The following is a 12,964-nucleotide window of genomic DNA, read 5'->3' as shown; positions in this document are numbered from 1 at the left end:
GCTGGGTGGCATGAAGAGCCTCGGTGGATTCGCCACGATCACCGCCAGTGCCGCCAGTAGTCAGCTCGGTGCGGCCGTCGGCGCGCACGCGTTCGCCTCGATCGGCCCGGCCGGGGTCGTGGCCGTGCGCCAGTTCGTGGCGGCGGCGGTGTTGCTGCCGGTCGCCCGCCCGAACCCGCGAAGATTCACCTGGGCCCAGTGGTGGCCGACGCTCTCGCTCGGCCTGGTGTTCGCGACGATGAACCTGAGCCTGTACACCGCCGTCGACCGCATCGGGCTGGGGCTCGCGGTGACGCTGGAGGTGCTCGGGCCGTTGGGCGTGGCGCTGGCCGGGTCTCGCACGCGGCTGGACTTCCTGTTCGTGGTGATCGCGGCGGTGGGTGTGTACGTGCTGGTGCTGCCGGGGCCGTCGAGCGACTGGCTCGGCATCGGCGCCGGACTGCTCGCGGCGGCGAGCTGGGCCGCGTACATCCTGCTCAACCGCCTGGTGGGGCAGCGACTGCCGGGCCTTCAGGCGCCGGCCGCGGCGACGAGCGTGTCCGCGTTGCTCTACGTGCCGGTCGCGGTGTTCCTCGTGGTGAACGGGCAGTTCAACGGCATGGCGATCCTGTACGCGGTGGCGGCGGGCGTGTTCTGCAGCGTCGTGCCCTACGCGGCGGACGTGATCGCGTTGCGGAAGGTTCCCGCGCGCCTGTTCGGACTGGTGTGCAGCGTGCACCCCGTGCTGGCCGCGTTGGCCGGGCTTCTGCTGCTGGGGGAGACCCTCGCACTCCACCATTGGGCTGGAATCTTGCTGGTGGTCACCGCGAATGCACTGGCCGTGACTTGCAGTCAGTGGTCCAGATCACCTAACGTGCAACCCGAAATGTGAATTCCATTCACTTAGCGGGGTGTTCATGCGGACGAAAGTCTTGACGGTGGTCGCCGCACTCGTCGGTGCGGCGCTGGTCAGCGGACCGTTCGCGTGGGCGGAACCCGAGCCGTACCTGGTGGGCCGGGGCATCTCCGACGTCACCGGCCCGGCCGCCGAGAACGGCATGATGGGCTACTCGAAGTTCGACCAGAAGACGTCGGGCATCCACCAGCGGCTGCGGTCGCGGGCCTACGTCGTGGTCGACCGGGCCACGAACAAGCGCGTCGCGTACGTCAACGCCGACCTCGCGATGATCTTCCGCGCGGTCCAGGAGGGCGTGCTCGCGAAGCTCCAGGCCAAGTACGGCACCACCTACACGCGCGAGAACCTGCTGCTCTCCGCCACGCACACGCACAGCGGCCCCGGCGGCCAGTCGCACAACATCGCCTACAACCTGTCGATCCTCGGCCTCCAGCCGCAGGCGCTGGCCGCCGTGGTCGACGGCATCACCGAGTCGGTCGTCGAGGCCCACGAGGACGTGAAGCCGGGTTCGATCAGCCTCGGCGTCGGCGAACTCACCAACGCCTCCGTCAACCGCTCGCGCGTGGCGTTCGACCGCAACCCCGACAAGGGCGCGTTCCCGAACGGCATCGACCCGCAGATGACCGTGCTGAAGTTCCAGCAGGGCGGCACGAACGTCGGCGCGATCAACTGGTTCGCCACGCACAACACGTCGGTCACCAACGCCAACACCCTGATCAGCCCGGACAACAAGGGTTACGCGTCGTACCAGTGGGAGCACGACGACGAGGGCGTCCGCTACCTGGACAACACCGCGGGCTTCGTGGCGGCGTTCCCGAACACCAACGCGGGCGACATGTCGCCGAACCTCAACCTGAAGCCCGGCTTTGGCCCCACCGAGAACGAGTGGGAGAACGCCCGCATCATCGGCGAGCGCCAGAACCGCAAGGCGCAGGAGATCTACAACGGGCCTTTGAGCGCTGTGTCCGGTGGTGTCGACGCGCGCATGCGGTTCGTGGACATGTCCGCCGTGCAGGTCGATGGGCGCTTCATGTCCGACGGCAAGGCGGGCACGACGTGCTCGGGCGTCGTCGGCGCGTCGACCATCGCGGGCAGCATCGAGGACGGCCCGGCGATCCCCGGTTTCGAGGAGGGCATGCAGTCGCCGTGGAAGAAGCTCTTCGAGCCGTTGCAGATGGAGGTCCCGCAGTGGCTGCGCGACTGCCAGTTCCCCAAGGCCTCTTTGGTGCCAACGGGTCTGATCGGCGCGACCCCGAACATCGTGCCGCTGCAGATCGTCCGCATCGGCCAGCTGGTGCTGGTCGCCGTCCCCGGTGAGGTCACGATCACCGCGGGCCTGCGCATCCGCAAGTCCGTCGCCGCGGAGCTCGGCACGCCGGTGCAGAACGTCCTGATCCAGGGCTACGCCAACGACTACAGCCAGTACGTCACCACGCCGGAGGAGTACGACTCGCAGCAGTACGAGGGCGGCTCCACCCTGTTCGGCCGCAACACCACCCCGGCCTACCAGCAGGAGTTCGGCAAGCTGGCCGCGTCGATGAAGTCCGGTTCGACGCTCGCTCCCGGCCCGACGCCCGGCAAGCCGCCGTTCACCGAGATCAACCTGCAGACCGGCGTCGTCCTCGACGACAAGCCGATGGACAAGAAGTACGGCGACGTCCTGATCGCGCCCAAGGCGACGTACGGGCGCGGCGAGACGGTCACGGCCGTGTTCGTCACCGGTCACCCGAAGAACAACCTGCACCGCAACCACACCTTCCTGGAGGTGCAGCGGCAGGTGAACGGCTCCTGGGTGCGCGTGGCCGACGACGGCGACTGGTCGACGCGCTACCAGTGGGCGCGGGTCGGCATCTCCTTCTCCAACGCCACGATCACCTGGCAGATCCCGGCGGACACCCCCGCCGGCACCTACCGGATCGTGCACCACGGCGACGAGAAGTCGGGCTGGACCGGCAAGATCAGCCCGTTCACCGGCGCCACCACCGGCTTCACCGTCGGCTGAGTTCGGTGTCTTGCGGCCCCTCGTCCTGCTGGGCGAGGGGCCGTTTCTATTCCCGCCGCCGCTGAGGCCGTGATTACGTTGTGCACGATTTAATCGCGCACTAGCTTTATGGCATCACCCCAGGAACGCCAGGAGGAAGCCATGAAGCGCCCCGTCCTCGAACCCGCCGCCGCCGAGTTCGCCGCCGCCACCGACCAGCCGCCGTTCCTGTTCGAGATCGCCCCCGAAGAGGGCCGCAAGGCCGTCGACGAGGTGCAGTCCGGTGCCGTCGACAAGCCCGAGGTCGACGAGGAGTGGGTGGAGCTGGACGGTTTCAAGGTCCGCGTGGTCAAGCCCGCCGGTGCCGAGGGCCCGCTCCCGGTCGTGCTCTACATCCACGGCGCCGGCTGGGTCTTCGGCAACGCCCACACCCACGACCGCCTGGTCCGCGAACTCGCGGTGGGCGCCGGTGCCGCCGTCGTCTTCCCCGACTACTCGCTCTCGCCCGAGGCCCACTACCCGGTCGCGATCAACCAGAACTACGCCACCGCGCAGTGGATCCAGGCTTCCGGTGCCGCGCACGGCCTCGACGTCACGCGGGTCGCGGTCGCCGGTGACTCGGTCGGCGGCAACATGGCGGCGGCGTTGACGTTGCAGGCCAAGGAACGCGGCGACATCGACCTCAAGGCCCAGGTGCTCTTCTACCCGGTGACCGACGCGTCGTTCGTCACCGACTCGTACCTCCAGTTCGCCGAGGGCTACTTCCTGCGCCGCGACGGCATGCAGTGGTTCTGGGACCAGTACACGACGAGTGAGGCCGAGCGCGCCGAGATCACCGCCTCGCCGTTGCGCGCCACGCTGGAGCAGCTGGCCGGGCTGCCGCAGGCACTCGTGATCACCGCCGAGGCCGACGTGCTGCGCGACGAGGGCGAGGCCTACGCCGACAAGCTGCGCGCGGCGGGTGTGCCGGTGACGGCCGTGCGGTACGCGGGCGCCATCCACGACTTCGTGATGCTGAACGCGTTGCGCGGCACGCACGCCGCCGAGGCCGCGATCAGCCAGGCGAGCGCGTTCCTCCGCACCGCCCTCAGGGGCTGAAGCCGGGGACGAGCGCGGTGAGCGCCAGGCCCGCCACGAGCGCGGCGAACAGGATGAGGCCCACGACCTGAATCCAGGTCGTGGGCCTCGTCCTGCTCATCACGGTGCCGATCGCCAGCAGCACCGCGCCCACGATCAACGCCATCACGTAGAGCGTGCCCAGGGTCGTGCCGGAGGGCAGCGGGTCCAGGTGGTGCTGCACGTCGAGGAGCCCGATGCAGCCGAACCCGGCGAGCGCGGTCCCGCAGACGAGCACGACCAGCGCGGGCCACCACAGCCCCTTCTCGGGCACGGGCGTCTCACCGCGGCTGACTTTGCCGATCTGGATGAAGAGGCCGTGCACGTCGTGGTCGACGACGTTCTCGATCGGCTCGGGCTCGGGGCGCTCCACCGGCCACATCCTCCGGCACCGGAGCGCCCCGGTCTGGAGCCGAACGGGCGATCAGCCCCGGCGAGTGCTCGTGACGTGGAACGGCGTGCCCTGCTGGCACGTCGTCATCGCCCCGGGATCGGGCTTCCCGCTCACCTCGACCATCGCCCCGGCCACCGCGATCGCCGGGTCGGCGCCGAGCAGCAGGTACTGCTCGCCCGGCGCGGTCAGGATCGTGCACCCCGCCTCGACTCCGGCGGAGACCGTGCCGCGCACCGTCTTCACGTCCGGGTCGAGCGCCCGCGTCGGCGTGGGCAGCGTGGGTGGGAGCGGTGCCGACGACGGTGGCAACGGCGGCGGGAGGCTCGGTGTGGTCGTGGTCGGTGCGACAGGCGACGGGCTCGACGACTCAGTGTTCGACTGAGGAGAACCCGCTGGCGGTTGTGCGGCCCCACACGAAGCCAAGACCACACACAGCAGCACGGCAGCTAACCCGCGCATCCGACGTCACCTCCGATGAACCACGGCGACCGGGCACGGCGCGTGGTGGAGCACAGCGTGGCTCACTGAACCCAGGATTGCACGCGTGACGGCACCACGGCCGTGACTTCCCACCGCGATCAACGCGGCACCATCGGCCGCTTGGAGCAACGCGCGCGCCGGTGCGTCGAACGCCACCTCCGACGCGACGTGCACATCGGGCCACTGCGCGATGTGCGGCGCGAGCTGTTCTTCCAGCAGTTTGGCGAGGTCCACACGCACGTGGTCGAAGTCCTGCTCGGGCAGTTCGGCCCAGCCGACGTCGTTCCACGCGTGGATGGCCAGCAGCTCACGGCCGTGCCGCGCGGCGTACTCGAAGGCGAACGCGATCGCGTCCGTGGAGGTGTCGGAGCCGTCGACGCCGACGACCACGCGTCCGTCGACCGGCCCGGACCGGGTCACGATCACCGGCCGTCCGCCGGAGGAGACCAGCTCGACCGCGGTGGACCCCAGGAACATCTCGGCGATGCCGGTGCGCCCGGACGAGCCGAGCACGAGCAGGTCACCGGGTTCGGCGGCGAGGACGTCGACCGGGCGCCCGATGCGGACGTGGGTGGCGACCTCCAGGTCCGGCCAGCTCTGCTTGATCTCGGCAGCCAGTTCGGCGAGGTGGTCCTCGGCCGCGCGCGACATCGTCTCCTCGGTGACGAACTCGGGCAGCGGGACGGACATCGGCGTGAACACGGGCTCGGGCAACGGGGCTCGCACGGCATGCACGACCTGCAGGGCCGCACCGCAACGGGAAGCTTCCTCGGCACCGAACAGCACGGCTCGGCGCGCCAGGCCGGAACCGTCGAAACCGACCACGACCGTGGACATAAAAACCACCTCCGACCGGGGCATACCCGATCGGAGGTGGTTCTAACTGTGATCCACGAGCCAGTTGCCTAGTTGATGACGAACTGCGATCCGGGCTCGATCGTGATGTTGCCGTCCCGCGAGTTGGTGATCGTGACGTTCGTCAGCCGCGCCGAGCCGCGGGCCTGGGCCATCGCGAGGATGCCCGAGCCGTTGTTCGACTTGTCGATGCGGACGTTGGTGATCTGCACGTCCGGCATGCCGGAACCGCCGCCCTTGAACTGGATCCCGTCGTAGGTGGAGTCCAGGATCTCGGTGTCGCGGATGACGACGCCGGGGATCGGCAGGTTCTGCGAGAACAGCGTGATGGCGCCGAACTCCTGCGCCTCACCCCAGAACGCGCCGCCGGTGCGGTACAGGGCGTTGTTGGCGAGCGTCGTGGTCCCGCCGAACGGCAGCGGGTCGTGGTCGGTCGCCAGCATGATGCCCGGGTAGTTGGCGGTGTCGGAGATGACGTTGTTCTCCGCGCGGTTGTTCGAGCCGCCGTAGATCGCGATGCCGTTGGCGCGCCAGGGCAGGGCGATCGTGTTGTTGAGGAACGCGTTGCCGCTGCCGATGTCGACGTTCTGGTCCTTCACGTACTTCGACGCCCACACGGCCAGCGCGTCGTCGCCCGTGGTGCGGAACGACGAGTTGAAGACCGTGGAGTTGCGGGTGCCGTTGGTGAAGTTGATGCCGTCGGCGTAGGTGTCGCGGATGCGCATGCCGCTGAACTGCAGGCCGTCGCCGGGGTTCCAGCGGTCCGGCAGGTTGGTGTAGTCGCGGCCGACCCAGACACCGACGTTGGCGTGCTCGATCCACACGTTGGTGACCTTGGTGTTCTTGCCGAACCGCCCGTTGAGGCCGACGCCGCCCTCGGCACCGCCGTCACCGCCGCGGATCCGGCCGGAACCGAAGATCGCGATGTCGGAGATCTGGGTGTTGTCGTCGATGTCGAACCCGAAGTTGCCCTCGTGCGGGTGGTTGATCGTGTCCGCGTCCTGCGGCTGGATCAGCGAGAACAGCTGCGAGTGCCACATGCCGGCGCCGCGGATCGTGACGTTGCGGATGCCGACCTGGTTGTCGCCACCGCTGTTGAACACGGTGAGGATCTTCTTCTCCTGGCGGAACTTGCCCTCCGGGATCCAGACGCAGGGGATCTCCCCGTTCTGGTCGGCCGTCACGGCGCGCTGCAACGCGTCGGTGTCGTCCGTCTGGTCGTTCGCGGTGGCACCGTACTGCGTGATCGAGACGCACTCGGACGGCTTCGACGCGGCCGGGGCGACCTGCTCCAGGTCGATCAGGTCGATGACGTAGAACTGGGCGTTGTCACCGGAATCGCGCTGCAGCTTGAACTTCGTGCCGGCCGGGTAGCTCGAGGCCAGCAGCTGCGAGGTCTCGTCGAACAGCCTGCGGGCGTCGCCACCCGGACGGTTCGTGAGGCCCTCGGGGTCGTCCGTGGTGCCGTAGAGCCAGCTGTGCCGCGACGAGAACGTCAGCTTCTGCACGAACTGGTCGTTCGCGTAGAGGCTGATCGTCGCCTCCTGGCCACCACCGGCGGCGGCGTCCGGGACCGAGTTGCGCACGACGATCGAGTTGGTGCTGACCGTCGAGGTGATCTCCACGAACTGGCCCTGCGCGTCGAGGCGCACCGACTTGCGGCCCGAGGACTCGGACCCGAAGTTGGTGTGCCCGAACGTGCGCTCCGCGTCGGCCTGCAGCAGCGTGCCCTGGTAGCGGCCCGCTTCGGCCTCGTAGCTGGTGAACGGCACCGAGGCGCCGCGTCCGACCACAATGGACTGGGTGGCGGTGTTGTTGGTTTCGTTGGTCTCCGCCACGACGTTCGTCGCGTCGGCGGTCGCGGTGGCCGTGGCGCCGCCGTTGGTGGCGGTCCAGGAGCCGACGTTGACCGTGACGGTCTGCCCGGCGTTGATCGCGCCGGTGTTGGCGTTGAGAGTGCTGCCGCCGATGGTCACGCGGGTCACCGAAGCGCCTGCCGCCGACGTGCCGCGGTTGTTGACCTGCACCGCGAACGTGACGGCCTGGCCCGCCGCCGGGGACGACGGGTTCGGCGTGACGCCGAGGATCTGCAGGTCCGGTCCCGGGGCCTGGCCGACGACCAGGGGAGAGCCGGAGGTGAAGGTGTTGTTGCCCTCGTTGGTCTCCGCGACCTGGTTGGCCGGGTCCACCGTGGCCGCGGCCGCGTAGGACCCGGCACCCCGACGACCCGCGTCGACGTTGACGGTGGCCGTGGCTCCAGGGGCGAGCGCGCCGACCGCGGCGCTGCCCACGACGGTGCCGCCGAGCGTGGCGTTGACGGTCGTGGCCGTGGAAGCCACGGTGCCGCCGTTGCGCACGGTGGCGGTGAGCCTGATCGCGTCGGCCTCGGACGGGCTGGCCGGCGTCCACGTCAGGTTCGTGACGGTGAGGTCAGGAGCCGGAGCGGACGCGCCGAACACCTGGAACTCGGCGACCTGGCCGCCGGGCGCGCCGGTGTTCGAGTAGAAGTGCAGCCGCACGTCGGAAGCCCGCCCGCTGACCGGGATGGTGACGGTGTTGCCGGTCGCCGGGTCGAACCGGTAGTCGGCGCGCGCCTTCAGGGTCGCGAACGCGGAAGCGCTTGCTTCCTTGCCCAGCACCTCGAAGTTCTGCGTCCGCGCACCCCAGGCGTTGTCGGGGTTGAGCTTCACGACGACCGAGGTGATGTCGGCGTTCGAGCCCAGCTTCGCGGTCAGGTGACCGGGGAAGCCGCCAGACTCCCAGTACGTGCCCGTGTTGCCGTCGACCGCGTTGCCGGGAACGAAGTTGTGCACGTGCCCGGATTCCTCGACCGGCTTGCCCTGGGCGAGGTTGTCGCCGGCGGGCGGCGGGTCGACCGGCCCGGACTCGCCGTGCACCTCGAACTCGCTGAGCTGGCCCGCGGACCAGCCGGTGTTCGCGGTGATCGTGACGCGCACGTACCGGGCGTTGGTGGCGGCGAAGTCCAGTGTCACCGTGTTGTTCGAGCCGGGGGAGAAGACCCGTGCGCCCGATCCGACGATGTCGCTGTACTGCGAGCCGTTCGCACTTCCTTGCACAGCAAGCGTTTGCGAGCGCTGTTCCCACCCGGCGGGCAGGCGCAGCACGACCTTGCTGACGCTCTTGGACGACCCGAGGTCGGCCTGGAGCCATTGGGGGAACACGCCGTTCGTGCTCTCCCAGTAGCTGCCCTGGTTGCCGTCACCGGCGTTCCCGGCGCCGTACGGGCCGTTGCTGCTGGACGCGGTCAGGTTCGCGGACAGCCGGACAACCGCTGCACCTGCCGTGGGGGTCAATCCGAACAGTGCGAGGGCGCTGACGACGGCAGCACTCACCGCACGCTTCAGTAGCGTGTTTCTCATTTTGAATTGTCCTTCGTGGCAGGGGTATCAGTTGTTGATGTTGATCTTGAAGGTGGTCGTGGTGTTCTTGACGTCCTGGAAGTTGTTCGCGAACCTCAGGCCGTTGAACGTGACCTCGCCGACGGCGGGACCCTGACCGGGCTCCGGCATCTCGTTGGCCCACAACCCGAATCCGGACTTGGCGTCGAACGCGTCACCGGACTTGCGCGCACCCGAGATGCTCACGTTGGACAGCACCGTGTCCTGGAAGACGTTCTCGGCGGCACCGTTGTACTTGGTCTGGAACATGATTCCGCTGTACGTCGGATCGATGATCTCGACGTCGCTCACCCGGATTCCCGTGTACTTCTTGGACGCGGAGAACATCCAGATCGCGCCAAACGTCTGCTGGCCCCAGAAGTGGCCGCCGGAGCGCACCAGGGTGAGGCCGCTGAACGTCGTCGGCTCCGGCCCGAAGTCCTCCATCGGGTACCCGAAGTCGAGCGAGCTGATCGTCACCGCGGAGTAGGTGAGCGTGTCCGCGATGTAGATGTTGCGGAAGATGTTGTTCTTGCCGCCGTACACCGCGAGACCGGCCGCGCGCCACGGGGTCGTGACGCTCAGGTTCTCGAAGACGTTGTTCTGCTGGCCGCTGCCACCGCCGTCGGTGGCGGCGAACAACGCGAACGCGTCGTCACCGGTCGAGCGGGCCTCGATGTTCGCGATCCGGTTGCCCGCCGAGCCGTTCGTCATGTTCAGGCCGTCCGCGTACATGTTGCGGATGCGGCTGTCCTTGATGACGTTGTTGTCGACGTTGTTGCCCCAGAACAGGCACATCATGTGCTCGACCCAGATGTTCTCGATGGTCATGTTCTGGACGCCGGCGAAGTCGAACACCTTGCCGGGGCCGTCGTTGCGCTGCGTGTAGTTGCCGAACACGGCGAACCCGCTGAACGTCGAGCCGCTCGCGGACGACTGGGCGGAGAAGCCGAGATCGGTGTTCTCCTGCGTCGGCGGAGCCTGGAACCGGGTGAACCAGGGGCCGGCGCCGACCACGCGGACGGCCTTGCCGTAGACGTTGAACTTCTGCTGCGTCTGGTAGGTACCGGCAGGGAGGTAGACGCCGATCAGGTTCCCCGTGGTGTCCATGCGGACGCGGTCGAGCGCGTTCTGCACGTCCTGGTGGGTGAACCCGGCGGGCACGGCATAGCGTGCGGCATCAGGGTTTCCGGCGGCCTGCACCTGTTCGAAGTTCACGAAGTCGATCGCGTAGTTCGTGGTGTTGGCCGCGTCCTTCTGCAGCTTGATCTTCGTGCCCGCCGGGAACGTCGAGTTGAGCATCACGTTCGCCTCGTCGTAGATGTGGCGCGGCCCGCCCGCACCCGGCGAGTTGCCCGGGGACGCTTCGTTGCCGTAGAGCCACATGTACTTCGACGTCAGGTCGATGGCCTTGTGGAACTGGCCGTTGACGTAGACGTTGAGGGTGCTGCTGATGCCGCCGCCACCGGAGCTGTCCGGGATGGAGAACCGGGTGACGAGCGTGTTGGTCGGGGCGCCGGTGGTGAACTCGACCGACTGGCCGGTGCCGTTCAGCGTGACGGCGCGGCGGCCGGACGCCTCACCGGCGAGGTCGCCGATCGTCCTGTTCGGACTCAAGACCTGTGCGCCGCCGCCGACGGTCGCGTCCTCGGCCTCGATGTGCTGCCACGGCACGCTCGCGCCACGGCCGATGAACAGCGCCTGCTCACTGGTGTTGTTGGGCTGCTTGGCCGGGATCTCGTTGCCGTCGTTGGCGATGACGGTCTTCACCGTGTAGCGGCCGTCGGCAGCAGGCCACGTGCCGACGTTGACCGCGGCCGTGGTCGCGCCCGCGTTGATCACGCCGTTGTGGCTGCCGGTCAGCGTGCGGACGGTCTGGCCGCTGCTGTTCAGGATCGTGACCGTGATGCCGTGGGCACCGGCTGCTGAAGCGATGCTGCCCTGGTTCTTGATCGCGACGCTGAACGTCGTGGTCTGGCCGTTGGCCGGGTTGCTGGGCGACCAGGTCGGCACGGCGACCAGGTCCGAGCTCGGGACCGGGGTGACCACGAGCGGGGACGGGTGGATGCGAGCGTTGTTGGTCTCGTTCTGCTCCGCGACCTTCTTGGTCTCGTCGACCTTCGCGGTGAACTCGTAGGACCCTTCCGGGCGCGCGGAGATCGTCGTGCTGACGTTCGCCTGCGCACCGGCGGCGAGAGCGCCGACGTTGGCCGTGCCGACGGCGGTGGTGCCGAGGAAGAACGTGACGTCGGTGGCCGTGCTGGCCGCCGTGCCCGCGTTGCGGACGGTGGCGTTCAACGTGATCTGGTCGGTCTCGACGGGCGCGGCCGGCGTGAACGACGTGGCGGTGACGGTGAGGTCGGGGTTCGGGGCAGGGGTGCCGAACACCTGGATCTCCGCCACCTGCGTGCCGGGGGCACCGGTGTTGGACGTGCCGCGCACCTGGAGGTCGGCGACGCGCCCGGCGGCGTTGATGGTGATGCTGTTGCCGGTCGCGGGGTCGAAGCGGTAGTCGCGGCCGGGGGTCAGGCTCGTGAAGGCGGTCGCGTTCTGCTCGCGGCCGAGGACCTCGATGTTCTGCGTGCGCGCACCCCAGGCGTTGTCGGGGTTGAGCTTGAGCGTGACGGAGCTGACGTCCGCGTTCGCTCCCAATTGGACGGTCAGCGTGCCGGGGAATCCGTTGGACTCCCAGTAGGTCTGCACGTTGCCGTCGTTGGCGTTGGCGGCGACGAAGTTGTGCACGTTGTTGTTCGCCGTGACGGGCTTGCCCTGCGCCAGGTTCGTGCCGGTGGCGCCCTCGCGCGTGACGGTGTTGCTGGCGGGGGACTGGTTGCCGGCCGCGTCCTTGGCGATCACGTGGTAGCTGACGCGCAGGCCGTCGGGCTGGCTGTCGGTGTACGTCGTGCCGGTGACGCTCGTGCGCAGCGTGCCGTTGGCGTAGACGTCGTAGCCGGTGACGCCGACGTTGTCCGTGCTCGCGTTCCAGGTCAGCCGGATCTGGCCGGACTGGGGCTGGGTGAACGCGAGATTGGTGGGTGCGGCGGGGGCCTGGGTGTCACCCCCGGTGGGGCCCTGCACCTCGAACTCGCTGATCTGGCCGGCGGGCCAGCCGGTGTTCGCGGTGATCCGCAGCCGGACGTACCGCGTGGTGGCGGCGGTGAAGTCGATGGTCACGGTGCTGTTGGAGGCGGGGTTGAAGTCGTAACCCCTGCTGGCCACCAGATCCGTGAAGTTGCTGCCGTCCGTGCTGCCCTGGACCGCGAGGGTCTGGGTGCGCGCGCCCCAGCCGCCGGTCGGCAGCTTGAGCACGACCCGGTCGGCCTTGACCGCGGCGCCGAGATCGGCCTGAAGCCACTGCGGGAAGGCGTTGTTGGCGCTCTCCCAGTAGGTCGACTGGTTGCCGTCGCCCGCGTTGCCCGGCCCGTAGTTCTGGTTGGAGCTGCTGGCGCTGTACGAGGCTTGGAGTTTCGCGCTCGCTTCCGCTTCCTGGACCGCCAGCTTGGCCGTGGTCTTGGTGGCGCGGACGTGCTTGACCAGCGTCGGGTCGACTTTGAAGGTGACCTTGCCGTCCTGGAACGTGTGTGGTCGTTCCGCGACCAGCGTCGACCAGCCTCTGCCGTCGAGGCTCGTCTGCACGGCGAACGTCTCGGTGCTGTTCTTCGCGCTGGTCAGGGTGACTTCGCTGATGCGGGTCTGCTTCGCGAGGTCCAGGCTGACCGGCGCGGCCTGGGCGGCAGGGACGAAGGTCAGGGTCGCCGCTGCGGTGATCAGAGCTGTGGCGGGGGCTAGCAGGGAGCGAGCGCGTGTCGTCAGTGACATGGCGTGCTTGGCCCTTCTCGGTGGGG

The 12,964-nt window shown here is 68.6% G+C and carries 9 protein-coding genes; 4 read left to right on the top strand and 5 right to left on the bottom strand.

Translation table 11 applies throughout. The features are described 5' to 3' along the window. Positions 1-10 precede the first annotated feature (10 nt). The 3 genes from JNUCC0626_RS15465 (at position 11) to JNUCC0626_RS15455 (ending at position 3,974) form a co-directional block, all read left to right on the top strand. Entirely contained in the window at positions 11-871 is an 861-nt protein-coding gene (locus JNUCC0626_RS15465) for an EamA family transporter (RefSeq protein WP_394620447.1), read from the top strand. 25 nt (positions 872-896) lie between these two features. Beyond that, positions 897-2,897, top strand: a complete 2,001-nt coding sequence (locus JNUCC0626_RS15460) for a neutral/alkaline ceramidase (protein ID WP_394620446.1) — start codon at positions 897-899, stop codon at positions 2,895-2,897. 141 nt (positions 2,898-3,038) lie between these two features. Beyond that, positions 3,039-3,974, top strand: a complete 936-nt coding sequence (locus tag JNUCC0626_RS15455) for an alpha/beta hydrolase (RefSeq protein ID WP_394620445.1) — start codon at positions 3,039-3,041, stop codon at positions 3,972-3,974. Here JNUCC0626_RS15455 and JNUCC0626_RS15450 read toward each other — a convergent pair. After that, the gene (locus tag JNUCC0626_RS15450; protein WP_394620444.1) at positions 3,964-4,365 is read right to left on the bottom strand and encodes a hypothetical protein; all 402 of its coding nucleotides are present in this window, start codon (positions 4,363-4,365) and stop codon (positions 3,964-3,966) included. The two genes, JNUCC0626_RS15455 and JNUCC0626_RS15450, sit on opposite strands and share 11 nt — an antisense overlap. Positions 4,366-4,416: 51 nt before the next feature. Further along, positions 4,417-4,620 carry a hypothetical protein gene (locus tag JNUCC0626_RS15445; RefSeq protein ID WP_394620443.1) on the bottom strand — a complete coding sequence of 68 codons (204 nt, stop codon included), beginning with the start codon at positions 4,618-4,620 and terminating at the stop codon, positions 4,417-4,419. Between JNUCC0626_RS15445 and JNUCC0626_RS15440 the strand changes: the two genes are divergently transcribed. Next, the gene (locus JNUCC0626_RS15440) at positions 4,610-4,768 is read left to right on the top strand and encodes a hypothetical protein (RefSeq protein WP_394620442.1); all 159 of its coding nucleotides are present in this window, start codon (positions 4,610-4,612) and stop codon (positions 4,766-4,768) included. The two genes, JNUCC0626_RS15445 and JNUCC0626_RS15440, sit on opposite strands and share 11 nt — an antisense overlap. A gap of 83 nt (positions 4,769-4,851) precedes the next feature. Here the strand turns inward: JNUCC0626_RS15440 and JNUCC0626_RS15435 are convergent, their stop codons facing one another. The 3 genes from JNUCC0626_RS15435 to JNUCC0626_RS15425 all read right to left on the bottom strand — a co-directional run bounded on the left by JNUCC0626_RS15435 (position 4,852) and on the right by JNUCC0626_RS15425 (position 12,938). Then, on the bottom strand, positions 4,852-5,703 hold the full coding sequence (locus JNUCC0626_RS15435) for a universal stress protein (protein ID WP_394620441.1): 852 nt from the start codon (positions 5,701-5,703) through the stop codon (positions 4,852-4,854). 68 nt (positions 5,704-5,771) lie between these two features. Continuing rightward, positions 5,772-9,101, bottom strand: a complete 3,330-nt coding sequence (locus JNUCC0626_RS15430) for a CARDB domain-containing protein (RefSeq protein WP_394620440.1) — start codon at positions 9,099-9,101, stop codon at positions 5,772-5,774. A gap of 27 nt (positions 9,102-9,128) precedes the next feature. Next, positions 9,129-12,938 (bottom strand): discoidin domain-containing protein, encoded by a 3,810-nt coding sequence (locus JNUCC0626_RS15425; protein ID WP_394620439.1) that lies wholly within the window; start codon positions 12,936-12,938, stop codon positions 9,129-9,131. Positions 12,939-12,964: the final 26 nt, after the last annotated feature.

Origin of the sequence: Lentzea sp. JNUCC 0626, from assembly GCF_043632865.1 — a bacterium.
GTDB lineage: Bacteria > Actinomycetota > Actinomycetes > Mycobacteriales > Pseudonocardiaceae > Lentzea.
Note: the sequence above shows the minus strand (reverse complement) of the source record. Positions and strands in the feature narration are given on the sequence as shown.

What these genes read in the sequence shown, in the direction of transcription:
- JNUCC0626_RS15465 (WP_394620447.1), top strand. Translation starts at nt 11, where the DNA reads ATGAAGAGCCTCGGTGGATTCGCCACGATCACCGCCAGTGCCGCCAGT.
- JNUCC0626_RS15460 (WP_394620446.1), top strand. Translation starts at nt 897, where the DNA reads ATGCGGACGAAAGTCTTGACGGTGGTCGCCGCACTCGTCGGTGCGGCG.
- JNUCC0626_RS15455 (WP_394620445.1), top strand. Translation starts at nt 3,039, where the DNA reads ATGAAGCGCCCCGTCCTCGAACCCGCCGCCGCCGAGTTCGCCGCCGCC.
- JNUCC0626_RS15435 (WP_394620441.1), bottom strand. Translation starts at nt 5,703, where the DNA reads ATGTCCACGGTCGTGGTCGGTTTCGACGGTTCCGGCCTGGCGCGCCGA.
- JNUCC0626_RS15430 (WP_394620440.1), bottom strand. Translation starts at nt 9,101, where the DNA reads ATGAGAAACACGCTACTGAAGCGTGCGGTGAGTGCTGCCGTCGTCAGC.
- JNUCC0626_RS15425 (WP_394620439.1), bottom strand. Translation starts at nt 12,938, where the DNA reads ATGTCACTGACGACACGCGCTCGCTCCCTGCTAGCCCCCGCCACAGCT.